Origin of the sequence: Micromonospora fiedleri, from assembly GCF_016774385.1 — a bacterium.
GTDB classification, from domain to species: Bacteria; Actinomycetota; Actinomycetes; order Mycobacteriales; family Micromonosporaceae; genus Micromonospora; species Micromonospora gifhornensis.
In genome coordinates this window covers 843,714-870,041 of the sequence record NZ_JAETXL010000001.1, presented here as the reverse complement: position 1 = coordinate 870,041, position 26,328 = coordinate 843,714, and the positions used below count along the sequence as shown (strand labels likewise).

The following is a 26,328-nucleotide window of genomic DNA, read 5'->3' as shown; positions in this document are numbered from 1 at the left end:
GGTCGGCCGGACGGACCCGGTGGCCTCAGGCCGGCGGGCGGCAGCGCACCACTTCGCCGATGAAGGGGCGTGCGGTGGTGGTCAGCCGGTGCCGGACGGTGACCTGGCGTTGTCCTTCGGCCGCAGTCACCGGGACCTCCTCGCGGGCGACCTCCGCGCCGGCGTTGTCGCGGGCGCGCAGCAGACACACCGCCGACCCACCCTCCGGCAGGTTCACCCGGAAGTCGACAACCACCTGGTTGTCCGTGATGTCGGTGTAGGTGATCACCTGGGCGTCGTACGCCGGGTCACCGTACTGCCGGTAGAGCCGGACGGAGACGGCGGTGAGCGCGGCCACCGAGACGACCACCAGGAGGACGGTCAGCAGGGGCCGGCGGCGGCCGGGCTGCCGGCGGCGTCCGTACCGGCCGGGCGGGAACACCGGCGCGCCCGGTGGGATTGTGGCGTGCGTCTCGGTCACCGGCGGGTATCTCCTGGCGTTGTTGTCGGCGGTATGGGCAAGAATGGCGGAGGTTCGTCCTTCTGCCCGGCTCGGTCTTTGATGGCGAATCGGTCTCTCATGGCTGCTCGGTTCTCGTGGCTGCCCGGTCCTTCTTCGGTCCGTGGCGTCAAGAGTGCCTGGTGCCAATGATGGCTGACGTCAAATATGACAGGCTGGCGCGGGCCGGCACCGCGACGGGCAGGAAACCGGCAGGCCACGGTGGCCCGACGGATGGGCGATCACTGGGCAGAGACGAGGAGCGCCGACGTTGGCAGAGCAACTTCGACTCATGGCCGTCCACGCACATCCCGACGACGAGTCGAGCAAGGGCGCCGCGACCATGGCGAAGTACGTCGCCGAGGGTGTGGACGTGCTGGTCGTGACGTGTACCGGCGGCGAGCGCGGCAGTGTGCTCAACCCCAAGCTCGATCGGCCGGAGGTGTGGGCCAACATCGGCGACATCCGCCGGGCCGAGATGGACGCGGCTCGCGCCATCCTCGGCGTCGAGCAGGCCTGGCTGGGTTTCGTCGACTCGGGTCTGCCCGAGGGCGATCCGCTGCCGCCGCTGCCCGAGGGCTGCTTCGCCCTCCAGGATGTCGAGGTGGCCGCCGGTCCGCTGGTGCGCCTGATGCGTGAGTTCCGCCCGCACGTCGTCACCACGTACGACGAGGAGGGCGGCTACCCGCACCCCGACCACATCATGTGCCACAAGATCAGCGTGGCGGCCTTCGAGGCGGCCGGTGACGCGGAGCGCTACCCCGAGCTGGGCGAGCCGTGGCAGCCGCTGAAGCTCTACTACGACATCGGGTTCTCCAAGGGCAAGATCCTGGCGTTGCACGAGGCCATCCTGGCCACCGGGGCCGAGTCCCCGTACGAGGAGTGGCTGATCCGCTGGGAGGACCGCATCGACAAGGGTCCCCGGATCACCACCCGGGTGGAGTGCGCCGAATACTTCCCGGTCCGCGACGATGCGCTGCGGGCCCACGCCACCCAGGTCGACCCGGACGGCTTCTGGTTCCAGGTGCCGATGGAGCTTCAGCGGCAGGCCTGGCCGACGGAGGACTTCCAGCTGGCCCGGTCGCTGGTCGACAGCCCGCTGCCCGAGTCCGACCTGTTCGCGGGCGTACGGCAGACGGCCCATGCTCGCTGATCTGCCAGCCGGTTATCCTGGTCGGATACCGCATTTCGGAGGAATTCCATGCTGACCGCTGTCCAGGTGCTCGCGCAGAACAACTTCGGGGACACCCGGACGGGTGGTCTGGCCGGTCCGATGGGCCTGTTCCTCATCCTGGTGCTGGGCGCCGCGACCGTGCTGTTGATCCGTAACATGAACGCCCGCCTGCGCCGGCTGCCCGACGAGTTCCCCGCCCAGCAGCCCGAAGCCGGCCGGGACGCCGCGGGCCGGATGGTCAGTGATCCGACAGATGGGACCGTCACGGCGGATTCATCCGCGGACGCCGCCAACCGGCACCAGCAGCACCGGGACGGTTGAGCGGGGCATGATTCACGTCGAACCGGATGGTCGCCCCCTGTTGCGACCACCGCGTTTGGCTTAGCCTTCCGCCGGGGGACCGGAAGTCCTCAAGCTGCGCGGGAGGGGGCGTCGATGAGCATCGCGATCGTGTCCGCCGCTCACGTGTCCTTCCGTCGGCCGGCAGGAGGAGGTCGGTGACCTCCGGCAGGGCCGGTCACTCGATCGATCGGCCCGAGGGCCGTGGCACCCCCTTCGGGTTGCATCTGCTCACGGCCGCAGTCCTGTGCACCGCACTGGTCGCGGCCGTCGTCGGGCTGAGCCTCCCCGCGCGGCTACCGGTCGACGACCCGCTCGGTGGGCCGGCCCGGTTCGGCATCGCGGTGGCCGCCTTCGCCCTGTCGCAGCTGGCCCGGTTGCGGTTCCGGGCCGCCGCCGGCGTCGTCAGCGTCACCTGGGCCGAGGCGGCGCTGATCGTCTGCCTCTACCTGGTGCCGCCCGGTTGGCTGCCCGCAGCGGCCATGCTCGGTGTCGCACTGGCTTGGACGGCCATGACCATCGTGGACGAAGGCCGGACCACCTGGGAGGTCGCCCGCATCGCCGGGGCCCAGACGGCCGCCGTCGCGCTGGCGGTGGCGGTCACCACCGCCATCGGTCAGCCGCTGCTGGCCCCCCTGACGCCGGCACTCGCGCTCGCAGTCACCGCCGGGGCGGTCACCTATCTGCTGGCGGGCGCGGCGCTGGGCGGGTTCATGCTGTCGGTGCGCCACGGCATGTCGATCGGCCGCCCGCTGCTCGCCGCGCTGCGCGGCAAGCTGCTGATGTTCGTCGGCAATCTGGTGGTCGGCGTACTCGTCGTGGTGGTCATCGAGATCGATCTGCGGTGGTTGTTGCTGCTGCCCGTCCTGCTCTGGCTGCTCCAACAGACCTACCGGCAGCGGCTGCGCGACGACCGCGAGCGGCGCACGTGGCGGTCGTTCGCCGAGGCCACGGCAGCGCTCAACCAACTCGACGAGCGCGGGGTGGCGGTGGCGGGGGTCACCGGCGCGCTGGCGCTGTTCGAGGCGGAGATCGTCGACGTGGAGGTGGCCCGGGCCGACGGGCGCTGGTGGCGCTACCGGGGCGACCCCGGTGGGCGACTGGTCGACCGTGAGATACCGCCGCCCAGGGACGTGGCCGACTCGGAGGAACTGGTCCGTGACCTGTCGGTGGGCGACACCCGGGTGGGTCGGCTGCGGGTGCGGCTGCCGCGTACCGCCCCGTCCAGCGGGCGGGAACGCGACGCGCTCGCCGCCTACGCCGACGCGCTGGCCGCCGCGCTGCACGACGCGGCGACGCACCGGGAGCTGCGACTGGTCACCGCGCGTTCGTCGTACGAGGCGGTGCACGATCCGTTGACCGGGCTGGTCAACCGGGCCGCCCTGCTCAGCCAGGGTGACCAGGCGCTGCGGCAGCTCGCCCACGATCATCCGGTCGCGCTGCTGCTGCTGGACGTCGACCAGTTCAAAGAGGTCAACGACACGCTCGGGCACGCGGCCGGCGACCAGTTGTTGCGGCTGACCGCCAACCGGCTCACCGCCCTGACCCGCACCGGTGACCTGCTGGCCCGGCTCGGCGGAGACGAGTTCGCGCTGCTGCTGACGTCGGTGCCGGTGCTGGGGGACCACACCGCTGCGCTGGCGTACGCCCTGCGTCAGGCGCGGGAGGTCGCCGAGCGGCTGGCCGCGCCGGCCGAGGTGGCCGGGGTGCGGATGTCCGTCGAGGTGTCCGTCGGGGTGGTGGTGGCCGCCGCCGGCACCGCCGACCTGACCGAGCTGCTGCGCCGGGCCGACATCGCGATGTACCAGGCCAAGTCGGGTGGCGACAGCGTGGCCACGTACGACAGCACGCGGGATGCGGCAAGCACCGATCAGCTGGCCCTGCTCGCCGAGCTGCGTGAGGCGTTGCAGACCGACGACCAGCTGGTCCTGGTATTGCAGCCGGCAGTCGACCTGGCCACCGGGGCGCCGACCGGGGTGGAAGCGTTGATCCGCTGGCGACATCCACGCCGGGGTCTGCTCAGCCCTGCTGACTTCATCCGGGCGGTGGAGAACAGCGACCAGCTGGGCAGCTTCACCCGGTATGTACTGGACAAGGCGTTGACGGTGGCCGCCGGTTGGGCCGGCGAGGGTCTGGACATCCCCATCTCCGTCAACCTCTCCGCCCGTAGCCTGCTGGACCCCCGGTTGCCCAGCGAGATCGCCGATGCGTTGTGCCGGCATCAGGTGCCGGCGGACCGGCTGGTCCTGGAGATCACCGAGACGGTGGTGATGAGCGAGCTGGAGGTCATCGACCAGGTGCTTTCCGCGCTGCGGGCGATGGGCGTCCAGCTGGCGGTCGACGACTTCGGCACCGGCTTCTCCTCGCTCAGCTTCCTCGCCCGGGTCGCCGTGGACGAGCTCAAGGTCGACCGTTCGTTCGTCCTGCGGATGGGGGATTCGCCCGAGGCGGCGGCCATCGTGCGCTACACCGTCGGGATGGCACACGAGCTGGGTCTGCGTGTGGTGGCCGAGGGCGTGGAGACCGCCGCCCAACGCTCGGCCCTGACCGAGCTGGGCTGCACCGCCGCCCAGGGCTACCACTTCTTCAAGCCGATGCCCGCCGACAAGATCGCCGCCGTACTCAACTCCCTGGCCCGCCAGACCCCCACCAACGTCCTCCCCCTCCGCGCCGACGACGCCTCCTGACTCCCGTTTTTCGGCGTCGATCATGAGGTTGGCGGCACTGGTTGATCTTCAGCGTGCCGCTAACCTCATGATCAACGCATCCGGAGGGTGGGGGGTGGGTAGGGTCGGGGGGTGAATCGACTTGCTCAGGCCACAAGTCCTTATCTGCTTCAGCATGCGGACAATCCGGTGGACTGGTGGCCTTGGTGTGATGAGGCGTTCGCTGAGGCTCGGCGGCGGGACGTGCCGGTGTTGATTTCGGTTGGTTACTCTGCGTGCCATTGGTGTCACGTCATGGCGCACGAGTCGTTCGAGAATGAGGGTGTCGGCCGGCTGCTGAACGAGGGGTTCGTGTCGATCAAGGTGGATCGGGAGGAGCGGCCCGACGTCGACGCGGTCTACATGACTGCCACCCAGGCGATGACCGGGCAGGGTGGCTGGCCGATGACGGTCTTCGCGACTCCGGACGGCACCCCGTTCTACTGTGGGACGTACTTCCCCCGGGCGAACTTCATCCGACTCCTCCAGTCGGTCAGCAGCGCCTGGCAGGACCAGCGGGAGGCCGTACTGCGGCAGGGCGCCGCGGTGGTCGAGGCGGTCGGCGGGGCCCAGGCCGTCGGCGGCCCCACCGCCCCGCTCACCGCCGACCTGCTCGACGCCGCCGCCACCCAACTGGCCAGCGAGTACGACGAGACCAACGGCGGATTCGGCGGCGCACCGAAGTTCCCGCCGCACCTGAACCTGCTCTTCCTGCTCCGCCACCACCAGCGCACCGGCTCGCCGCAGAGCCTGGAGATGGTCCGGCACACCTGCGAGGCGATGGCCCGGGGTGGCATCCACGACCAGCTCGCCGGCGGCTTCGCCCGATACTCCGTGGACGGGCACTGGACCGTGCCGCACTTCGAGAAGATGCTCTACGACAACGCCCTCCTGCTGCGGGTCTACACGCAGCTGTGGCGGCTCACCGGCGACGCGCTGGCACTGCGGGTGGCCCGGGACATCGCCCGGTTCCTCGCCGACGAGCTGCACCGACCCGGCCAGGGGTTCGCCTCCGCGCTGGACGCCGACACCGAGGGCGTCGAAGGACTCACCTACGTCTGGACGCCAGCCCAACTCGTCGAGGTGCTGGGCGACGAGGACGGCCGGTGGGCCGCCGACCTGTTCGCCGTCAGCGAGAGCGGCACCTTCGAGCACGGCACCAGCGTGCTGAAGCTGGCCCGCGACGTCGACGACGCCGACCCGGCCGTACGGGAGCGCTGGCAGGACGTCGTACGCCGGCTGCTCGCCGCCCGGGACACCCGCCCGCAGCCGGCCCGCGACGACAAGGTGGTGGCCGCCTGGAACGGTCTGGCCGTCACCGCGCTCGCCGAGTTCGTCCGGCTGGTCGAGACCTCCGGTCGGATCGGCACCGAGGGGGAGGCCAACCTGCTGGAGGGGGTCACCATCGTCGCCGACGGTGCGATGCGCGACACCGCCGAGTACCTCGCCCGGGTGCACATGGTGGACGGGCGGCTGCGGCGCGCCTCGCGCGACGGTCGGGTCGGCGAGCCGGCCGGCGTGCTGGAGGACTACGGCTGCGTGGCCGAGGCGTTCTGCGCCATGCACCAGGTCACCGGTGAGGGACGGTGGCTGGAGTGGGCCGGGCAGTTGCTGGACACCGCGCTGGCGCACTTCGCCGCCCCCGGTGGGGCCTTCTACGACACCGCCGACGACGCCGAGCAACTGGTGGCCCGTCCCGCCGATCCGACCGACAACGCCACCCCCTCGGGGCGTTCCGCGATCGCTGCCGCGCTGGTGGCGTACTCGGCGTTGACCGGGCAGACCCGCTACCGGGAGGTCGCCGCGGCGGCCCTGTCCACCGTCGCGCCGATCGTCGGGCGACACGCCCGGTTCACCGGCTACGCGGCGACGGTGGGTGAGGCGCTGCTCTCCGGGCCGTACGAGATCGCGGTGGTCACCGCCGACCCGGCCGGTGACCCGCTGGTCGCGGCGGCGCACCGGCACGCCCCGCCCGGCGCGGTGATCGTGGCCGGGCAGCCGGACCAGGCAGGCGTACCGCTGCTGGCCGACCGGCCGTTGCTCGACGGTGGGCCCGCCGCGTACGTCTGCCGGGGTTTCGTCTGCCAGCGGCCGGTCGACACGGTCGATGGCCTGGTGGCGCAGCTGACCTGAGCCGGATCCGCCGGGCAGCGTCCCGACCGGCCCCGATAGGCTGGCGCGGCTATGGATTCCCGTACCGGTCTGCCTGTTGTCGGCATGGTGGGTGGTGGCCAGCTGGCCCGGATGACCCACCAGGCCGCGATCGCCCTCGGCCAGTCGCTGCGCGTTCTCGCGCTCACGCCGGACGACGGGGCGGCCCTGGTCGCCGCCGACGTCCAGTACGGCGACCACACCGACCTGGCCGCCCTGCGCACCTTCGCCAAGGCATGCGATGTGGTCACCTTCGACCACGAGCACGTCCCGACCGAGCACATCAGCGCCCTGACCGGCGAGGGGGTGAAGCTCTACCCGCCGGCGGACGCCCTGGTGCACGCCCAGGACAAGCGGGTGATGCGGGAACGGCTCGACGCGATGGCCGCGCCGAACCCGGCCTGGCGGCCCGTCGAGTCGACGGCCGACCTGGTGGCCTTCGGCAACGAGGTGGGCTGGCCGGTGATGGTCAAGGCCGCCCGGGGCGGATACGACGGGCGGGGAGTCTGGCCGGTCGGCGACGCCGCACAGGCCACCGAGCTGGCCGAGACGCTGCTCGCCGGCGGCACCAAGCTGATCGTCGAGGAACGGGTGGCGCTGCGCCGCGAACTGGCCGTGCAGGTGGCCCGGTCCCCGTTCGGGCAGGTCGCCGTCTATCCCGTGGTGGAGACGGTGCAGCGCGACGGGATCTGCGTCGAGGTGCTCGCGCCCGCGCCGGACCTGCCCGAGGAACTGGCGGTGACCGCCCAGCAGCTCGCCATCGACCTGGCCACCGCGCTCGGCGTGGTGGGTCTGCTGGCGGTGGAGCTGTTCGAGGTCGCCGACCCCTCGACGCCCAGCGGCAGCCGACTGCTGGTCAACGAGTTGGCGATGCGCCCGCACAACTCCGGGCACTGGACCATCGAAGGCGCCCGCACCTCACAGTTCGAGCAGCACCTGCGGGCGGTCCTGGACTACCCGATGGGCGACACCTCGCTGACCGCCCCGGTGGTGGTGATGGCGAACGTGCTCGGTGGCGAGCCCGGCGGCATGCCGATCGACGAACGGCTGCACCACCTCTTCGCCGCCGAACCGACCGCCCGGGTGCACCTCTACGGCAAGCAGGTCCGCCCCGGCCGCAAGATCGGGCACATCACGGTGCTCGGCGACGACCTGGACGAGGTACGCGCTCGCGCCGCACGGGCGATGCGCTGGCTGCGCGACGGCACGGAGGGAACGGCGTGAGCACCGTTGGTTTGATCATGGGCAGCGACTCGGACTGGCCGACCATGAAGGCCGCCGCCGAGGTGCTCGCCGAGTTCGAGGTGCCGTACGAGGTCGAGGTCGTCTCCGCGCACCGCACCCCGGTCAAGATGATCGACTACGGACGGGCCGCCGCCGGACGGGGCCTCAAGGTCATCATCGCCGGTGCGGGTGGTGCCGCCGCCCTGCCCGGCATGATCGCCTCGGTCACGCCGCTGCCGGTGATCGGGGTCCCGGTGCCGCTGAAGCACCTCGACGGCATGGACTCGCTGCTGTCCATCGTGCAGATGCCGGCCGGTGTGCCGGTGGCCACCGTGTCGATCGGCAACGCCCGCAACGCCGGGCTGCTCGCGGTCCGCATCCTGGGTGCGTCCGACCCGGCGCTGCTCGATCGGATGTCGGCGTACCAGGCCGATCTGGAGCAGTTGGTCGCGGAGAAGGACGCGGCTCTGCGGGCTTCTCTGGCTTGAGTTCTTCCTGCTTGCGTGGGGCTGGTTGCGGTCGGGGCTGGTTGCGGCTGGTTGCGGTTGGGGCTGGGGGGCGACCGTCCCCGGCTCCGGGCGGTCAGGCTTGATCCCTGCGCCGGGGACGGTCGCCCCCCAGCCCTGCCTTGGGCGCCGACCTTCGCCTCGACGGCCTTGCGCTGATCTTCGAGGCTCTGCGGGCTGTTCCGGTTGCTCAGCTTGGTGGCCGTCGCCGTTTCGCCGTAGTGGCGGAGTTCTGCTGCCTCGGATCCCGCTGTTTCGGCGTAATGGTGCGTCGGTGATGACGGGGGTGGGGTTGACCTTGACATCGTGAGAAGGGGTGGACTGGGCGCGGGGGTGATCGCAGTGGGTGAGTCGGAGCGGGGCACGCAGGCAGGGCGGAGCACGCGGGCGGGGCAGGGGACTCAGGCGGGGCGGGGTGCGCAGGCAGGGCAGGGCCCGGAGGTGGGGCGGGGTGGGCAGGCGGGGCGGGTGCGGGTGGGGTTGGCGCACGGTAGTTCGTCGGTGCGGTTGCGGGTGGCGTTGGCGGCCGGGACGACTCCGGATCCGCAGGTTGTGGATGTGCTGGTCGAGCGGTGTGCGGTCGAGCCGGAGTTCTTCGTGCGCGAGATGCTCACCTGGGCGCTCACCCGACAGCCGGCCTCGGTGACGGTTCCCAGGCTGATCGAGGAGCTGCGTTCGGCGTCTGGGCAGGCGCGCAGCCAGGCGTTGCACACGCTGTCCAAGATCGGGGACCGGCGGGCCTGGCCGGCGATTACGCACGAGCTGCTGACCGACGCCGACGACGAGGTGGCGCGCAGCGCCTGGCGGGCCGCGGTCGTACTCGTACCGGAAGATGCGGAACCCGGGTTGGTCGCGGTGTTGGCGACGCAGCTCGGGCGCGGCGAGCGGGAGACGCAGTTGAGCCTCAGCCGGGCGCTGGTCGGGCTCGGCGAGGTGATCATGCCGGTGTTGCGCGCCGCGACGACCCACTCCGACCCGCGGGTACGCCAGCACGCGATCGCCACCGAGCGGCTCTGGCGCGACCCGGACACCGGATTCGACTTCGCCGTCGAGGAGGCGAAACGGATCGTCGCCCTCGGCCCAGGAGGCTGACGGCCAGAAGGGGTCACGGCCGGGAAGGGCGACGGGCTGGATGGGGGACGGGCGGTGTTGATCGGTGAGGTGGCCCGCAGGTCGGGGGTCAGTGCCCGGATGCTGCGGCACTACGAGGCGCTCGGGCTGGTGCGGCCGACGGGTCGGACCGGGTCCGGCTATCGGGAGTACGCGGACGAGGACATCCGGCGGATCTTCCACATCGAGAGCCTGCGGTCGTTGGGGCTGTCGCTGCGGGAGGTCCGGCGGGCCCTCGACGACCCCGGTTTCGCGCCTGCGGCGCTCGTGGACGACCTCATCCGGCAGACCCGGGACCGCATCGCGGCCGAAACGGACCTGCTCACCCGACTCCGCCGCGTCGGTGCTGCGGAACCCGCCGACTGGGCGGACGTGCTCCAGATCGTGGCGCTCCTGCAGGCGCTGCGGTCGGACAGCGCCGGTGAACGCCAACGCGCGGCCCTGTCGCTGCCACGAGCGGCCCCGATGCCGGTGGAGGCGCTGGTCGAGGCGGTGCTGAGCGAAGCGGACCCGAACGTCGCCGGCGCCCTGCGCTGGGCGTTGGTGCAGTCGGGCGACGGTGGACTGGCGCTGCTGGCGGAAGGCCTCGACGCACCGACGGCCGAGGTACGCAGGCGGGCCGTCGAAGCCATCGCCGAGATCCCGAGCGCCGCTGCGACCGTACTGTTGCGGGACGCCCTCGCCAACTCCGACCTCGCGGTCGGCCGGTACGCGGCCCTGGCACTCGGGGGCCGTGGCGTCGCCGACGCGGTTCCCACCCTCGTCGACATGGTCGTCGAGGAGGCCGGCGACGTCGACGCGGCCGACGCGCTGAGCGTGCTGGCGGGGGAGGCCGCCCTGGCGGAGCAGATCGCGGCCCGGCTGGTCGGACGCCTCGATGCCGTCGGCGACGCGGCCACCCGTCGCCGGCTGGTGGCCGCGCTGGCGGACATCCCGGGGGAGACCGCCGCGCAGGCCCTCGCCGACCTGTCGGCGGACGCCGACCCGGTCGTCGCGCACACCGCCGCGCACCTCCTCCGACTACGCGCGGCGCGGTAGCGGCTGCCGACGGGTCAGCGCATGCCCCGCAAGGCGGTCTGGAGGCGTTCCTGGGCGCGCCGGCGACGTTCGTTGCTCGCGCCGAGGATCAGCAGCAGGAAGCCGACCGGGATCAACGCCAGCCAGGGGCCGAGGCTGAACAGGGCATGCACCGCCGCGATGGCGGTCACCACCGCGCCCACGATGACCGGCGCCTGCTGCTGGCTCATCGACCCGAAGACCAGCACGGCCACCGCACCGAGCAGCAGTAGCACCTGACGCAGCGTGCTCGAATCCGTGGCCAGCACGATCGCCAGGGTCGGTACGAAGGCGGCCACCAGAGCCGGACCGTACGCCACCCAACTGCTCATGTCGGCCCGCTGCCGCAGTTCCAGGACGCCGACCAGCAGGGCCAACGCGGCGAACGGCAGCGTGTACGCCTCGGGCAGCGCCACGTCGGCCACCCACATCAGGATCCACCAGGCGGTGATCTCGCAGATCACCACCGCCCAGAACAGGATCCGCCGCTCCACCGGTCGACGCCCCGGCCGCATCGCCGCGACGCCGAGCACCGCACCCCAGCCGGCCAGCAGCGCGGCGATGTGCCGCGGCGAGTCGAAGGCCAGGGCCAGCGCGATCAGGGCGGCGGCGTGGCCGCTCCATTCCACGGTGGCGGCCTCCACCCGTGCCTCGGGGCGACGCAGCCGAGGTAGCCGGGCGGCGAAGATCTGCAACGCGGCACCGACCGCGAGCACCCCGAAGGCGGACCACACCGCCGCGAGCCCGGCCACCAGGCCCACCGTGAGCACGAACAGCTGCGCCATCAGCGAGGCGAACAACCAGCCGAGGATGCGGGCCCGCGAGGTGGTGCCGAACAACGCCGCCACGACGCCGACCCCGACCGCACCGCCGAGGCTGAGCAGGGTCAGCTCCCGGGTGGCGAGGCTGCCGGCCAGGCCCGCCCCGCCGGCAGCCAGGCCGATCAGGAAGACGAGTACCCGGGCCAGCCGCAGCGAACGCGCCCGCTCCACGAGGGACGGTGGTGGCGTCAACGCCAGCCCCAGCATCGAGATGGTGAACACCACGAGGGCCGCCCGGGTGCTCATCGGCCAGCCACTGCCCAACGCGATCGGGGCGATCAACAGGGTGATCGCGGCGCCCGGCAGCACCACCGGCACCGCCCGGGAGCGTCGACCGGCGCTGAATCCGGTGGCCGCCAGCGCCGCCGTCGCGGTCAGCAGCAACGCGGTCAGCACGTGCGTCGGGTTGACCGCCGCCGCCGGTGGGTCGAGCAACTCCGGTGGGGGCCCCTGCCAGACCCGGCGGAGCGTACGGATCGGGTCGACCAGGGCGGCCGACAACGCCGGCGCGATGGAGATCACCGCCAGCAGGGTCGGCAGGGCGGCTGCGGCCAGCGCACCCGCAGCCGGGCTCACCCGCCAGCGGGGACGCAGACCATCGTCGGGCGTCCGCCGGATCGCCCCGTCCAGCAGCACCGTCCAGCGGCGCGGTGGCTGGATCGGATCGGCGGGAGGATCGGTCGCCTCGCGGACCAGTTCGGCGAGCACCCCGAGCAGGGCGGCCGCGGCCGCGTACACCCCGACCTGAAGACCCAGCGGTACGGCGGCCAGCGCGGTCACCACCGCGCCGCCGACCACACCGGCGCTCGCCCAGGGCAGGTACTGCGGGATCTGCCCGCGGACCCCGGCGACCACGGCCAGGCCGAGGCTGGTGGCGGCCAGACCGGCGGTGAGGATGGCCTGCGGGGGGTGGCCGAACTCGGCGGCCAGCGCGGCCGTGGCACCCGGCAACGCCAGCAACGCCGCTCCCACGGCCGCTCCGCCGATCTGCGCCAGGTGCGGCGGCATCCCCTCGGCCTGGATGTCCTCGACGAGGGAGGCCGACATCGAACGGGCCAGCGCCGCCACCACCGCACCGATCACCACGACGCTGGTCAGCGCCAGCGCGGTGGTCCACGGGCGGACCAGGCCGGCACCGGCGGCGTGCAGGGCGATCACCCCGGCGACGGTGATCCTGGACAGGGCGGCGCGGGGGTCGACGGAGGCGACGGCCGTCATCGCGACCACGGCGGCGACCATGCCGCCGATCACGACCGGCGACCACCAGGACAGGTCGAACGCGGCCGGGGCGCCGATGGTGGCCAGGACCACCGCCACGCCGGCCACGTCGTAGCGCCACGGTGGCGGCAGCAGGATGGCGGCGGAGAGCGCCAGCAGGCCCAACGCGATGGGGGCCTGCCAGGTGGTGCCACCGGTCGGTGCGGCCGGCCATCCGCTGAGGTCGCCGTTCCAGATCGGACCGGGGGTGGCCAGGACGCCGACGCCGCCGCGCAGCGCCATCCAGCCGGCCAGCAGACCGATCAGCACGCCGCCGACGGCGAGGCCGAGCACCGGACCGCGTCGCCACTGTTCCGGCATCGCCCGCGCGGCGACGGCGACCACCAGGACCAGCGCCGCGGCGACGGCGAGTTGTCCGCCGGGGGCGAGCACCGTGCCGATCCTCAGCAGCGTGGCGACCAGGGCCGCGGTCACCGCCGCGGCGGCCAGGTCGGAGCCGTCCATCGTCAGGTCGGAGCGACGTCCGGCGTCGATCGACGGGGCCAGGAAGAGGAGTACGGCGGCGACCAGCAGCAACGCGCTGACCCAGGCGTCAGCCACGGTGGCACCGGGTGCCCCGAATCCGGCAGCCGCGACCACCAGCGCACCGAGGCCTGCCCCCACCGACAGCGGCATCGGAATGTGCCGTTGGGACACCTGGACGATCGCGGCGTAGCCGAGCGTCACGCAGACGGCGAGGAAGCTGGCGGCCAGCACCGGCACGGTCGCCTCGCGCAGGCTCGCCGGCGTCAACGTCGGTTCGCCGTACCGCAGGGCGGCGACGAACGCGGCCACCGCCCCGGGCAGGGCGAAGGCCGCGCCGCCGGCCGCCCAGGCGGAGATCTCGTCGGCGGCGGCCGGCGCGAGCCGGATCCGGGGGGCGACGGCGATCAGCACGCCGGCCACGACGAAGGTGAGCAGCACGGCGGCGGTCAGCGCGGGCCGGGCCAACGCCGCTCCGGCACCGGCCAGACCGACGACGGCAGCCGCCACCGCGTGCGCCCGGGCGGCCCGGGTCGTACGGGCGGACAACCCGATCGCACCGATGCCGATCGCGGTCAGCACCATCGGCCACGGCGCGACCGACCAGCTCAACCCGAACGAGGCGGGTACGGCGAGGGCGGTCAACGCGGCACCGGTCACCGCGAACTCGCGGCGGATCTCGGCGGGCAGCGCCACCACCGCCGCCACGGTCAGCAGGAAGGCGCTGGCGGCGAGCTGCCAGCCGGCAGGTCCCGCGGCGGCGGCCAGTTCGGCCGGGTACCGGTCGAGGTCGGCGGCCCAGGCCGGCAGCGCGGCCTCGACGGGTGCGATCCCGGCGCGCAGGGCACTGCCGGCCACCACCACTCCGCTGACCGTGAGCGCTATCGCGGAGGCCAGTTGTGGGCCGCGCCGGGCAGACTCGGGCACCGCCCGCACCACCAGACCGGTGGCCGCGATGACGGCCGCGATCAGCAGCAGCGAGCGACCGGGCAACGCCACCGAGGCGACCCGGCCGAGGGCGCCGATGACGGCGAGGGTGAGCACTCCCGCGCCGATGTCGGGCAGCGGCGGGCGGCGCAGCAGCAGCGTGCCGGCCAGGCAGACGGTGGCGGCGAGCAGCAGCACCAGCCCGGCGCCGATCGCGCCCGGCACGGTGTCGGTGCGCAGCAGGGCGGTCACCGCGTAGCCGAGGGCGAGCACGACGGCGACGCCGTGCAGTGCCCAGGTCAGCTCCCGTAGCCCCGGCACCGGCTGCGCGGGTGCGACGGCCGGGGTGCCGACGACGGGGTCGATCAGCTCACCGGCCTCCTCCGGCGCGCCCTCGGGCCGCCCGTCGGCGGTGCGCTGGCGCGGGGTGGCCGCCCGAGCCGGTGCGGCATCGTCCGACCCGTCGACGGCCGGTCGTTGCACGGTGACCGGCGAGCGCGCCAGCCAGAGGTCGAGCACGGCCACCACTGTCAGCACCAGCGCCCAGCCGGCGGGGCCGCTGATCCGCTCGTACGCCAGCAGTGGCACCACCGGCTGGGCGGCCAGTACGGCGGCGAAGCGGGGAGCGCGGAGCCGGGTCAGTCCGGCGTACCCGACGGAGACGGCGGCGGTGACCGCGAAGATCACGCCGGCGAAGAGGGCTCCGGAGTCGCCGCCGATCCGGTCCACCGCCCACAGCGCGTACCCGGCCAGCGGCACCAGCAGCAGTCCCACCGCGGCGATGGTCTCGGCGGTCGAGGTCAGCCCGCGCTTGGTGAGCACCGGCGGGGCGAGCAGCATGAGGACGGTGGCGAGCAGCAGGATGCCGAGGCGGGTCAGCGCATCCATCGAGCTGGTCGCGAGGACCGCGAAGACCACGGCGGCCACGCCGAGCAGCAGCGCGCCGAGGCCGAGGGGGATGTTCTGGACCTCCCGCGAGGAGGCCTCCGGCGGATGCTCCGGATTGTCGGCGTCCAGCCAGATCGGCGTGTTCGGCGGCAGATCCTCGGCACCGTCGGTGGCGTCCTGCCGGGGCACCCGCGGTGGCGGTGGAGCACTGTCGCTCGGCTTGCGCCGGGTCGGTGGGACGGTGCCGGCACCCGGCGACTTGTAGACCGGTCGGCGGCGCAGCACCCGGCGGGGCCGACCGGCCTGCCGGGTCCGACCGTCACCGACGTTACCGGCGTGGGCCAGGGTGTCCCGCTGGAAGATGGCGGCCTGCATCTTGGACGCGAGCTGCCGTTGTTCGCTGGCGATCGCGGCCTCGCGCGCCTTCATCTCCGCGATGGACCGCTCGATCTCCGCCAGGTGCTCGGCCCACTGTGGCTGGTGTGCGCCGCAGCGCGGGCAACGGACCGCCGGCTTGATCTCCTGCTCGCACGAGGAGCACTGAAAGGTCGCCACGACACCCCTCCACCCACACTGTGGATTCCCACTGTCGCAGCATGCCCAATGCGGCCCCGGAATTCGACACTTGTCGGCGGGTCACCCCCACCCCACAAACCCCACCCGCCCCACGAGCCGCCCCGTCGACCCACCAACTCGACGTCGACCCCAGCACCCCGGAAGAGCAACCACCACCGGCGGCAGGTGACCTCACAGCTGCCCACCCCGCATCCCTGACCAGGACACAACGACGGTGGCCGTGGAAGTCAGGGTTTTCCGGGGGAGCCCACCCGCGCAGGGATCAAGCCTGACCGCCCGGAGCGGGTGGGCTCCCCCGGAAAACCCACCCCAGAGAAACCCAGAAAGGTCAGGGACGCCCCAACCCCCGGTACTCCCACCCCGCCTGCGTCCACAGCGCCGAGTCGAGGCAGTTGCGGGCGTCGACCACCCGCCGCCCGGCGACCAGTTCGCCCAGGACGGTCGGGTCGGCGTTGCGGAAGTCGGCCCACTCGGTGAGTACGCAGACCAGGTCGGCGCCGGTCACCGCCTCGGCCATGCCCGGCTCGTAGGTCAGCTCCGGTACCGCCCGGCGGGCGTTGTCGATGCCCTGCGGGTCGTAGACGTGCACGTCGGCGCCGGCCTTGCGCAGCAGCGCGGCGACGGCGAGGGCCGGCGCGTCGCGTACGTCGTCGGTGTTGGGTTTGAAGGTCGCGCCCAGTACGGCGATGCGGGTGCCGGACAGGTCGGGGCCCGCGGGCCCGTAGCGGCGGTCGAGCAGTTCGGCGGCGAGGTGGAGTACGCGGGTACGGCGACGCAGGTTGATCAGGTCGACCTCGTGCAGGAAGCGCAGCGCCTCACCGGCGCCGAGTTCCTGGGCGCGGGCCTGGAAGGCACGGATGTCCTTGGGCAGGCAGGCGCCGCCGAAGCCGAGCCCGGCCTGGAGGAACCGGTTGCCGATGCGGGGGTCGTAGCCGATGGCCCGGGCCAGTTGGGTGACGTCGCCGCCGGCGACCTCGCAGACCTCGGCCATCGCGTTGATGAAGGAGATCTTGGTGGCCAGGAAGGCGTTCGCGGCGACCTTGACCAACTCGGCGGTGGCGAAGTCGGTGACCACCAGGGGCACCTCGCGGTCCTCGGTGGCGGCCAGGTCGAACACGCCTTTGTGCGCCGCGTAGAGCATGCTGTTGGCCCACTCGCTCTTGACGCCGACCACGATCCGGTTCGGGCGCAGCACGTCGTCGACGGCGAAGCCCTCCTGGAGGAACTCGGGGCTCCAGGCCACCTCGACCCCGAGGTCGGCGGGGGAGTGCTTGCTGACCAGCTGCTCGACCCAGTCGGCGGTGCCGACCGGGACGGTGGACTTGCCGACGATCAACGCTTTGCGGGTCAGGTGCTGGGCCAGGCTGGTCACCGACGCCTCGACGTACGACAGGTCGGCGCCCATGCCGTCGGCGCGCTGGGGGGTGCCCACGCAGATGAAGTGCACGTCACCGAAGTCGGCGGTCTCGGCGATGTCGGTGCTGAACCGCAGCCGGCCGGCGGCGAGGTTGCGCCGCAGCAGCTCGTCGAGGCCGGGCTCGTGGATCGGCACCTCACCGGCGTTCAGCTTGGCGATCTTGTCCGGGTCGACGTCGTACCCGAGCACCTCGTAGCCGAGTTCGGCGTAGCAGATGGCGTACGTCGCGCCGAGATAGCCGGTGCCGAGGAAGGTCACCCGAGGGCGGGAGGCACCCGAGGGGGGTGTCACCGCGGCGATGACGGGCATCGGCTGGGTGTTCGGGTACGGGATGGTCACGCCTGTCTCTCCGCTCGCACTGGCGGCGCGCAATCGCGTCGCGTTCCGCAGCGGCGCCGGGCCGGCGCCGGAGGGGTTATTTTTTGTGGTTCTGTCATCCATCATCGCCGAGCGGCGGCGTACACCGTGATGGCCAAGCCTACGCGCCGGTAACATCGGCTGAACTGTGGTCGCTATCCTTCAGTCTGCGCGGGGGGCGTCCACGTGACGCTACAGACTGCGCATGATAGCCGTGAAGGGGAGGGGCCGACATGGCCGCAGAACAGTCGTTCGACGCATATCGGTTGCCCGAGGAGCATGAAGCAATCCGAGAGGCGGTGCGTGAAGTCTGTGCGGCGAAAGTTGCGCCGCACGCCGCTGAGGCGGACGAGACCGGAGAGTTCCCCAAGGCGTCGTACGACGCGCTGCGCGCGGCGGACTTCCACGCCCCGCACATCCCCGTCGAGTACGGCGGTGCCGGGGCGGACGCGCTGGCCACCGCCATCGTGATCGAGGAGGTGGCGCGGGCCTGCGCCTCGTCCTCGCTCATCCCGGCGGTGAACAAGCTGGGCACCATGCCGCTGCTGCTGGCCGGTTCGGAGGAGTTGAAGCGCCGTTACCTGCCCCCGGTGGCGTCCGGCGAGGCGATGTTCTCGTACTGCCTGTCCGAGCCGGAGGCTGGCAGCGACGCGGCCTCGATGACCACCCGCGCGGTACGTGATGGTGATCACTGGGTGCTCAACGGCGTGAAGCGGTGGATCACCAACGCCGGTGTCTCCGAGTTCTACACCGTCTTCGCGGTCACCGACCCCACTGCCCGGTCGCGGGGCATCTCCGCCTTCGTGGTCGAGAAGTCCGATCCGGGGGTGAGCTTCGGCGCACCCGAGAAGAAGCTCGGCATCAAGGGCTCCCCGACCCGCGAGGTCTACCTGGACAACGTGCGGATCCCGGCGGACCGGATGATCGGTGCCGAGGGCACCGGTTTCGCCACCGCGATGCAGACCCTGGACCACACCCGGGTCACCATCGCCGCCCAGGCCGTCGGCATCGCCCAGGGCGCGCTCGACTACGCCAAGGGGTACGTCGCCGAGCGCAAGCAGTTCGGCAAGGCGGTCGCCGAGTTCCAGGGCGTGCAGTTCATGCTCGCCGACATGGGCATGAAGCTGGAAGCCGCCCGGCAGCTCACGTACGCCGCCGCCGGCCGCTCCGAGCGTGGCGACGCCGACCTGACCTACTTCGGTGCGGCCGCCAAGTGCTTCGCCTCCGACGCCGCCATGGAGATCACTACCGACGCGGTCCAACTCCTCGGCGGCTACGGCTACACCCGCGACTACCCGGTCGAGCGAATGATGCGCGATGCCAAGATCACCCAGATCTACGAGGGCACCAACCAGGTCCAGCGCATCGTCATGGCCCGCCAACTCCTCAAAGACTGACCCCACCCCCACCCCACCCCACCCCCACCCCGCCCCGCGCGCCCACCCCCAGCTCGGGTTGATCATGAGGTTGGCGGCGATTTAAAGATCCATCTCTGCCGTCAACCTCATGATCAACATGGGGTGGGGTGGGGGGGTGGGTGGGTCAGTGGGGGGTGTCGTCGTGGCGGGGGAGGTTGCCGGGTGGGGCCGACCAGGGTGAGGTGTGGCCGGTACGGCGGGGTAGCGGCTCGGTCGGGGTGGGGTCCGGGTAGCCGAGGGTGAGCGGGGTGTCCTGCTCGTTCGACTCGACCGGTGGCCAGTCCGTCAGGGTCTGCTCCGGGGCTGCGGCCTGGGCCGGCGGTGCGGCCGAGGCTGGCATCGGTGCGGCGACTGGCTGTGGCCAGCGGCGCCAGCGTTGACCGCTGAACGTCGCCACCAGCAGCAGCATGCCGATCAGGAACAGGGTGCCGTTCTCCACCGGCAGGCGTAGCGGTAGCGGATCACCGAGGAACTCCCAGTCCGCCGGGATGCGGTCGCGTACCCCGAACGGTGTGACGAACATCCCGATGTACGGGGTGACCAGCAGCAGCCCGGCCACCAGCGGGCCCAGCGGTGAGATGCGCAGTGTGCCGAGCAGGCCCAGCACGATGCCGCCGACCGCGAGGTAGACGGCCGGCTCGATGAGATTGGCCGTGTTCGAGGTGCCGATCTCCACCCACCGGTTCACCGTGCTGGCCGACCCGTCCTGCCCGAGAGTGACCAACACCCAGGTGACCGGCGCCACCACCAAACCGGCGAGGAAGCTCCACAGATGTCGCATCCGCGCACCGTACCGTTTTCGACATGACCGAGCACCTCTCCGCCATGCCAGGTAAACCCACGTCGTACTCCCGCGTCACGCTCAGTCGGATCATGACCGCGATCGACGTGAACCTCTACGGAACGGTGCACGGCGGCGTGCTGATGAAGTTCGTCGACGACGTGGCCGGCGCGGCGGCGGCCCGGCACAGCGGCGGTACGGCGGTCACCGCCGCCATCGACGAGATCGTCTTCTCCGAGGCGGTCCGGGTGGGTGACCTGGTGCACGCGTACGCCCAGGTGAACTGGACCGGGCAGACCTCGATGGAGATCGGCGTACGGGTGATGGCCGAGCGCTGGGACTCGGCCGAGCAGGAGCCGGTACGGGTGGCCACCGCGTACCTCGTCTTCGTCGGCGTCGAGGTCGGCGGCGCGCCACGGCCGGTGCGACCCGTGCTGCCGGAGACCGCTGAGGACGAACGGCGCTGGCGGGAGGCGGAGATCCGCCGCGAGCACCGACTGGCCCGCCGCCGTGCCATCCAGGCCCACCGGGCGGGCTGATCCCTCGCCCGCACCCACCGCACCGGTCCCGCTCGTGTGGGCCGGGCACATGCGTCCGCGGGGTTCGGCTGCGGAGAATGGCGCTTCGGGGTAGGGCAAGATGGCGCCACGGCCCACCGCACAGCGTCGTGCCGGGCCAGGGGAGGAGTGAGCAGTGACTGACGTGCTGTGGACGCCGCCGGCGGACGTGCTCCAGCGGTCGCGGATCGGGGCTTACCTGCGCTGGCTGGCCGAGCACCGGGGATTGGAGTTCGCCGACTACGACGCGCTGTGGCAGTGGTCGGTCACCGATCTGGACGCCTTCTGGCGCTCCATCTGGGACCACTTCGAGGTGATCGCGCACACCCCGCCGACCGCCACCCTGTCCGGGCGCGACATGCCGGGGACGCGATGGTTCCCCGGCGCCACCCTCAACTACGCGCAGAACGTGCTGCGGATGCCCGGTCGGGCCGACGACGACCCGGTGGTGCTCGCGTACGGGCAAACCCGCGAGCCCGAGGTGCTGACCGTCGCGCAGCTACGCGACCAGGTCCGCCGGGTGGCCGCCGGGCTGCGCCGGCTCGGCGTCACCACCGGCGACCGGGTGGCCGCGTACGCGCCGAACATCCCCGAGACGTACGTGCTGATGCTGGCCACCGCGAGCCTCGGCGCGATCTTCTCCTCCTGCGCGCCGGAGTTCGGCACCCGCAGCGTCACCGACCGCTGGCAGCAGATCGAGCCGAAGGTGCTGGTGGCGGTGGACGGCTACCGCTACGGCGACAAGCCGGTGGACCGCTCGGCGGAGGTGGCCGCGATCCGGGCCGCGCTGCCGTCGCTGCGGCACACCGTCGGCATCTCCTACCTCGACCCGGCGGCACCCGCGCCGGACGGCGCGTTGTCCTGGGCCGAGCTCGCGACGGCGACCGACGAGCCGTTGACCTTCACGCCGGTGCCCTTCGACCATCCGCTCTACGTGCTCTACTCCTCCGGCACCACCGGCCTGCCCAAGCCGATCGTGCACGGCCACGGCGGCATCCTGCTGGAACACCTGAAGATGCTCGCCCTGCACCACGACCTGGGCCCGGCCGACCGGTTCTTCTGGTTCACCACCACCGGCTGGATGATGTGGAACTTCCTGGTCTCCGCCCCGGCGGTGGGCGCGGCGATCGTGCTGTTCGACGGCAACCCGGGCCACCCCGACCTGGGCGCGCTGTGGCGGCTCGCGCAGGAGTCCGGCACCACCTACTTCGGCACCTCCGCGCCGTTCCTGCTGGCCTGCCGCAAGGCCGGCCTGGTGCCGCGCGAGATCGCCGACCTGTCCGCGCTGCGCGGGGTCGGTTCCACCGGTGCGCCGCTGCCCGCCGAGGGCTTCACCTGGGTGTACGACACCGTCGGCCGCGACCTGCAACTCCAGTCCCTGTCCGGCGGCACCGACGTGTGCACCGGATTCGTCGGCGGGGTGCCGCTGCTGCCGGTGTACGCCGGCGAGATCACCTGCCGTGCGTTGGGCGCCAAGGTCGAGGCCCGCTCCGCCGACGGCACCCCGGTCCTCGGTGAACTCGGCGAGCTGGTGATCACCGAGCCGATGCCGAGCATGCCGGTGGGCTTCTGGAACGACCCGGACGGGATCCGCTACCGGGAGGCGTACTTCGACGTGTACCCGGGCGTGTGGCGGCACGGCGACTGGATCACCGTCAACTCACGCGGCGGGTGTGTGATCACCGGCCGCTCCGACGCCACCCTCAACCGCGGCGGCGTACGGCTGGGCACCGCCGAGTTCTACTCGGTGGTGGAGGCGCTGGACGAGGTCGTCGACTCGGTGGTGGTGCACCTGGAGGACGACGAGGGCGGCGCGGGTGAACTGCTGCTGTTCGTGGTGCTCGCCGACGGCCTGACCCTCGACGACGAGCTGCGCAAAAAGATCTGCCGGGAACTGCGTACCGCCCTGTCGCCCCGGCACGTGCCCGACGAGATCCACCAGGTACGCGCCGTCCCCCGCACCCTGTCGGCGAAGAAGCTCGAAGTCCCGGTCAAGAAGATCCTCACCGGCACCCCGGTGGACCAGGCCGCCGCCAAGGGCGCCCTGGCCAACCCCGAGTCCCTCACCGCCTTCGCCACCCTCGCCCACCACCGCACCCCCTAACCCCACCCCTGCCCTCGCCCACGCCCCTGCCTCCCGCACCACGGCCTCGCCCCCGCGATCTTGCACTTTTGGTCGCGGCATAAGTCGCGTAAAGGGCATATCGGCGACCGAAACTGCAAGATCGCGGGCGCGGGCGCGGGCGCGGGCGCGGGCGTCGCGTGGGCGTCGCGTGGGCGTGGGCGTGGGCGTGGGCGTGGGCGTGGAGGGGAGATGGTTTGGGGTTAGGAAAGGGTGTGGGTGGTGTGTTCGGTGGATTGGCGGGTGGGGAGGAGGGTGGCGTCGGGGTGGGCGCAGAGGACCAGGGTGGCTTTGGCGGTCAGCGGGGCCAGTAGCCAGTCGAGGGGATCCGGGTGGCGGTCCACGTCGATCAGGACCCGGTCGGCCGGGGAGATGCCCAACTCGGTGGCGCGTGCTCTCGCCCGCTCGATCAGCGCGGTGTGCGCCGGGCCGCCCGGCGGGTACGCGCCGAAGTGGTCGCCGTGCACCCGTACCTCGGTGACGTAGTCGGCGAAGCCGGCCGGTACCTCCCGCAGCGGCAGCGCGAAGGGGTGCAGCGCGAGGGCGTACCGCTCGTCGGCCGACCAGGCATCCGCCTCGGCGACCCGGTCCGCGGCGGCGAAGAGCACGTCCACGTCACCCGGCTGCTCGGCCACGGTCAGCCCGGCTGCCCAGCAGCCCAGCAGTACGGCGGCGGTCTGCCAGTGCGGCGGCAGCAGTACGGCGGCGGTGCCACCCGGTCCCAGCGCCAACTCGTCGGTGAGCAGGTTGGCCGTCTTGGCCACCCAGTTCGCCAGCGTCGCGCCGGAAAGCTCGGTGCGTTCGCCGGTGGCGTCGTCGTACCAGGTCAGCAGGGGTCGGTTCGGGTCGGTCGCGATCGCGTCGGCGAACACCCGGGCAATGTTGTCGGCCATCGACGCGAACGATACGCGGCCGGCAGCCGTACTCGATGGCAACGACAAGTCGGCGTACGGTCGGGTCGCAGTCAGCGTCCGTACCCGGCTCCGGCGTAGGCTTGCCGGAAGTGTTGTTCCCCACAGTCCCGCCTTCGCAAGGAGTCGCCCCGTGACCGCCGGCCGCCCGCCCCGCGTGCTCATCGACGCCACGAGTGTCCCCGCCGACCGTGGCGGCGTCGGTAGATACGTCGATGGCCTGCTCGGCGCCCTCGGCAAGGTGTGCGGGTCGGCGGTGGACCTGGTCGTTGTCAGTCTCCGCACCGACCTGGAGCGCTATCGCAGGATGCTGCCGGGCGCCGAGATCGTCCCTGCACCGGCCGCCGTCGCGCACCGTCCCGCCCGGCTGGCCTGGGAGCAGACCGGCCTGCCGCTGCTGGCCCAGCAGGTCGGCGCGGAGGTGCTGCACGCGCCCTTCTACACCTGTCCGTTGCGGGCCGGTTGTCCGGTCACCGTCACCGTGCACGACGCGACCTTCTTCACCGAGCCGGAGCACTACGACAAGTCCCGTCGGACGTTCTTCCGGAGTGCGATCAAGACCTCGCTGCGCCGCGCCGACCGGGTGATCGTGCCCAGCAAGGCCACCCGGGACGAGTTGATCCGGCTGCTGGACGCCGACCCGACCCGCATCGACGTCGCGTACCACGGCGTCGATCCCTCCGCCTTCCACGCCCCGGGCGACGAGGAGAAGGCGCGGGTACGGGCTCGACTCGGCCTCGGCAGCAGCAGTTACGTCGCGTTCCTCGGTGCCAAGGAGCCGCGCAAGAACGTACCGAATCTGATCCGGGGCTGGGCCCGGGCGGTGGCCGACCGGCAGGACCCGCCGGCCCTGGTGGTCGCCGGGGGCCAGGGGCACGACGACGACATCGACCGCGCGGTGGCGGAGGTGCCCTCGCACCTGCGGCTGCTGCGTCCCGGCTATCTGCGCTACGCCGACCTGCCCGGCTTCCTCGGCGGTGCCCTGGTGGCCGCCTACCCGTCGTACGGCGAGGGGTTCGGGCTGCCGATCCTGGAGGCGATGGCGTGCGCCGCCCCGGTGCTCACCACGCCCCGGCTGTCGTTGCCCGAGGTCGGGGGCGACGCGGTGGCGTACACCAGCGAGGACCCGGACCAGATCGCCACGGACCTGGCGGCCCTGCTCGACGACGAGCCTCGTCGCCTGTCGCTGGCCAAGGCCGGCTTCGACCGGGCGAAGGAGTTCACCTGGGAGTCCAGTGCCGAGGTGCACATCGCCGCCTGGTCCCGGGCCCGGCCCTGACGCCGGCAACCCGGGGCAACCCGGGCGCTCACTCCGGGCGGTTCGGGCATGATGTCCTGGTGATCTATGTCGTCATTCCGGCGGGTGGCAGCGGCACAAGGTTGTGGCCGCTGTCCCGGGCCGGCCATCCCAAGTTTCTCCATCCGTTCACCGGTACGTCCGCTTCGCTGCTCCAGGCGACGGTGCAGCGGGCGGCGCCGCTGACCACACCGGAGCGGACCATGGTGGTCACCGGCGCGGCCCACGCCGCGGCCGTGGCCCGCCAACTGACCGGCCTACCGGAGGAGAACATCCTGGTCGAGCCCTCGCCCCGGGATTCCTGCGCGGCCATCGCGCTGGCCGCGGCGGTGATCGCCGTACGGGATCCGGACGCGGTCATGGGCTCGTTCGCCGCCGACCACCTGATCGGTGACCCGCAGAGCTGGGTGGAGACCGTGCAGGCGGCGATCCGGGGCGCCGAGCAGGGGCTGTTGATGACCGTCGGGATCACGCCGACCCGGCCGGAGACCGGTTACGGCTACCTGCAGACCGGCGACCCGGTCGGTGACGGTCCGATGCGACCGGTCACCGAGTTCAAGGAGAAGCCGAACGCCGAGGTGGCCGAGGCGTACGTCCGTTCCGGCCGTTACCTGTGGAACGCCGGCATGTTCGTCTGGCGGGTGTCGGCGTTCCTCGCCGAACTGGCCCGACAGCAGCCCGCCCTGCACGCCGGGGTGACAAGCATCGCGGCGGCCTGGGGCAGCGACGAGCAGGACGACGTCCTCGGCGCGGTCTGGCCGACGTTGCCGAAGATCTCCGTCGACTACGCGGTGATGGAGGGCGCGGCCAGCGCGGGCCGGGTGGCGACCGTACCGGGTGACTTCCGGTGGAACGACGTGGGCGACTTCCACACCCTCGGCGAGGTGCTGCCGGCCGACGCCGACGGCAACGTGGTGCTCGGCATGGACGACAAGGCCGAGGTGCTGCTGCGCGACAGCAGCGGCCTGGTGGTGGTGCCGCAGTCCGGCCGGCTGGTGGCCACCGTCGGGGTGCACGACCTGATCGTGGTCGACACCTCCGACGCGCTGCTCGTCTGCCCACGTGACCGGGCCCAGGACGTCAAGGCGATCGTGGACGAACTCAAGGAGCGGGGCGAGGACAAGCTCGTCTGAACGCGGCCCGGCCCGGTGCGACCAGCCGGGCCGTCCCGCCGGCCAGCGGCTGCGGCAGCTGGTCCGGCGGGAACCAGCCGAGTTCCTCGGACTCCGCGCTGACCTGCGCCACCGCCGCCGGCGGGGCGAAAACAGCGAAGCGTACGTCGTAGTGCAGTGAACCGCCCTGGCAGGCGACCGAGTGCACGTCCACGTCGATCGGCAGCGGGTCCATCCACAGGCCGTCGATGCCGGACTCCTCGGTCGCCTCGCGCAACGCGACCCCGGCCAGGGTCCGGTCGCCGGGCTCGCAGTGCCCGCCGAGCTGCACCCACATGCTCATCTTGCCGTGCAGGCAGAGCAGCACCTCGGTGCCGGTCGAGTCGAAGACCAGGGCGCTCGCGGTGACGTGACCGGCCCGGTGCGTGCGGCTCATCGCGATCGTCCCGGCGGCCAGCAGGTCGAGCGTACGATCGCGGGCCGTCGCGGCCTCCGCGGAGGTCGGCTGCCAGTCGGTGAGCACCGTCAGGGCGTCGGCGTGCAGCGCCGCCCAGCCGTCGTCGTGTTGCAGAGGAGGCCCGGCCAGTACTGGAGGCGTTGACATCGAGCCCTTCCTTCACGGGGTTGGCGAACGGACGGCACCCCTGCGGAATATATCCGC

Annotated in this window: 19 protein-coding genes; 13 read left to right on the top strand and 6 right to left on the bottom strand. The window is 72.2% G+C overall.

Annotated elements, in window-relative coordinates; genetic code table 11:
• Positions 1-25: 25 nt before the first annotated feature.
• Positions 26-460: a DUF4307 domain-containing protein gene (locus JMF97_RS03985; protein WP_013731661.1), complete on the bottom strand. Its 435-nt coding sequence runs from the start codon at positions 458-460 to the stop codon at positions 26-28.
• A 289-nt stretch (positions 461-749) separates the two neighbouring features.
• Here JMF97_RS03985 and mca point away from each other — a divergent pair, with 289 nt between their 5' ends.
• From mca to JMF97_RS03945, 8 genes are all read left to right on the top strand, one after another.
• Positions 750-1,631 carry a mycothiol conjugate amidase Mca gene (mca, locus tag JMF97_RS03980; protein ID WP_203220252.1) on the top strand — a complete coding sequence of 294 codons (882 nt, stop codon included), beginning with the start codon at positions 750-752 and terminating at the stop codon, positions 1,629-1,631.
• A gap of 48 nt (positions 1,632-1,679) precedes the next feature.
• Positions 1,680-1,973 (top strand): hypothetical protein, encoded by a 294-nt coding sequence (locus tag JMF97_RS03975; protein ID WP_203220251.1) that lies wholly within the window; start codon positions 1,680-1,682, stop codon positions 1,971-1,973.
• Positions 1,974-2,149: 176 nt separating this feature from the next.
• Entirely contained in the window at positions 2,150-4,678 is a 2,529-nt protein-coding gene (locus tag JMF97_RS03970) for a putative bifunctional diguanylate cyclase/phosphodiesterase (RefSeq protein WP_438803738.1), read from the top strand.
• Positions 4,679-4,789: 111 nt separating this feature from the next.
• Entirely contained in the window at positions 4,790-6,829 is a 2,040-nt protein-coding gene (locus JMF97_RS03965) for a thioredoxin domain-containing protein (protein ID WP_203220250.1), read from the top strand.
• A gap of 51 nt (positions 6,830-6,880) precedes the next feature.
• Complete coding sequence (locus JMF97_RS03960) at positions 6,881-8,071, top strand: 5-(carboxyamino)imidazole ribonucleotide synthase (protein ID WP_203220249.1); 1,191 nt, start codon at positions 6,881-6,883, stop codon at positions 8,069-8,071.
• Entirely contained in the window at positions 8,068-8,559 is a 492-nt protein-coding gene (gene purE, locus JMF97_RS03955; protein WP_102659661.1) for a 5-(carboxyamino)imidazole ribonucleotide mutase, read from the top strand. Before JMF97_RS03960 ends, purE begins: the two co-directional genes overlap by 4 nt.
• 486 nt (positions 8,560-9,045) lie before the next feature.
• Positions 9,046-9,669: a HEAT repeat domain-containing protein gene (locus JMF97_RS03950; RefSeq protein WP_307816752.1), complete on the top strand. Its 624-nt coding sequence runs from the start codon at positions 9,046-9,048 to the stop codon at positions 9,667-9,669.
• Positions 9,670-9,723: 54 nt separating this feature from the next.
• Positions 9,724-10,725, top strand: coding sequence for a MerR family transcriptional regulator (locus JMF97_RS03945; protein ID WP_203220247.1), 1,002 nt, complete (start codon positions 9,724-9,726; stop codon positions 10,723-10,725).
• Positions 10,726-10,739: 14 nt separating this feature from the next.
• On the opposite strand, the gene JMF97_RS03940 is transcribed toward JMF97_RS03945, so the two are convergent.
• Positions 10,740-15,674, bottom strand: a complete 4,935-nt coding sequence (locus JMF97_RS03940; RefSeq protein ID WP_203220246.1) for an SCO7613 C-terminal domain-containing membrane protein — start codon at positions 15,672-15,674, stop codon at positions 10,740-10,742.
• Between the two features lie 349 nt (positions 15,675-16,023).
• The gene (locus JMF97_RS03935) at positions 16,024-17,451 is read right to left on the bottom strand and encodes a UDP-glucose dehydrogenase family protein (RefSeq protein WP_203220245.1); all 1,428 of its coding nucleotides are present in this window, start codon (positions 17,449-17,451) and stop codon (positions 16,024-16,026) included.
• A gap of 251 nt (positions 17,452-17,702) precedes the next feature.
• Here JMF97_RS03935 and JMF97_RS03930 point away from each other — a divergent pair, with 251 nt between their 5' ends.
• Entirely contained in the window at positions 17,703-18,866 is a 1,164-nt protein-coding gene (locus JMF97_RS03930) for an acyl-CoA dehydrogenase family protein (RefSeq protein ID WP_203220244.1), read from the top strand.
• A gap of 145 nt (positions 18,867-19,011) precedes the next feature.
• On the opposite strand, the gene JMF97_RS03925 is transcribed toward JMF97_RS03930, so the two are convergent.
• On the bottom strand, positions 19,012-19,668 hold the full coding sequence (locus JMF97_RS03925; RefSeq protein WP_203220243.1) for a hypothetical protein: 657 nt from the start codon (positions 19,666-19,668) through the stop codon (positions 19,012-19,014).
• A 23-nt stretch (positions 19,669-19,691) separates the two neighbouring features.
• Here JMF97_RS03925 and JMF97_RS03920 point away from each other — a divergent pair, with 23 nt between their 5' ends.
• Positions 19,692-20,207 carry an acyl-CoA thioesterase gene (locus JMF97_RS03920; protein ID WP_013731674.1) on the top strand — a complete coding sequence of 172 codons (516 nt, stop codon included), beginning with the start codon at positions 19,692-19,694 and terminating at the stop codon, positions 20,205-20,207.
• A 154-nt stretch (positions 20,208-20,361) separates the two neighbouring features.
• Positions 20,362-22,329: an acetoacetate--CoA ligase gene (locus JMF97_RS03915; RefSeq protein ID WP_203220242.1), complete on the top strand. Its 1,968-nt coding sequence runs from the start codon at positions 20,362-20,364 to the stop codon at positions 22,327-22,329.
• 221 nt (positions 22,330-22,550) lie between these two features.
• On the opposite strand, the gene JMF97_RS03910 is transcribed toward JMF97_RS03915, so the two are convergent.
• The gene (locus tag JMF97_RS03910; protein ID WP_203220241.1) at positions 22,551-23,240 is read right to left on the bottom strand and encodes a TIGR03089 family protein; all 690 of its coding nucleotides are present in this window, start codon (positions 23,238-23,240) and stop codon (positions 22,551-22,553) included.
• Between the two features lie 151 nt (positions 23,241-23,391).
• Between JMF97_RS03910 and JMF97_RS03905 the strand changes: the two genes are divergently transcribed.
• Together JMF97_RS03905 and JMF97_RS03900 are read left to right on the top strand one after the other, a co-directional pair.
• Positions 23,392-24,537, top strand: coding sequence for a glycosyltransferase family 4 protein (locus JMF97_RS03905; RefSeq protein ID WP_013731677.1), 1,146 nt, complete (start codon positions 23,392-23,394; stop codon positions 24,535-24,537).
• A gap of 59 nt (positions 24,538-24,596) precedes the next feature.
• On the top strand, positions 24,597-25,688 hold the full coding sequence (locus tag JMF97_RS03900) for a mannose-1-phosphate guanylyltransferase (RefSeq protein ID WP_203220240.1): 1,092 nt from the start codon (positions 24,597-24,599) through the stop codon (positions 25,686-25,688).
• Here JMF97_RS03900 and JMF97_RS03895 read toward each other — a convergent pair.
• The gene (locus tag JMF97_RS03895; RefSeq protein WP_203220239.1) at positions 25,657-26,271 is read right to left on the bottom strand and encodes an NUDIX hydrolase; all 615 of its coding nucleotides are present in this window, start codon (positions 26,269-26,271) and stop codon (positions 25,657-25,659) included. The genes JMF97_RS03900 and JMF97_RS03895 overlap by 32 nt on opposite strands.
• Positions 26,272-26,328 lie beyond the last annotated feature (57 nt).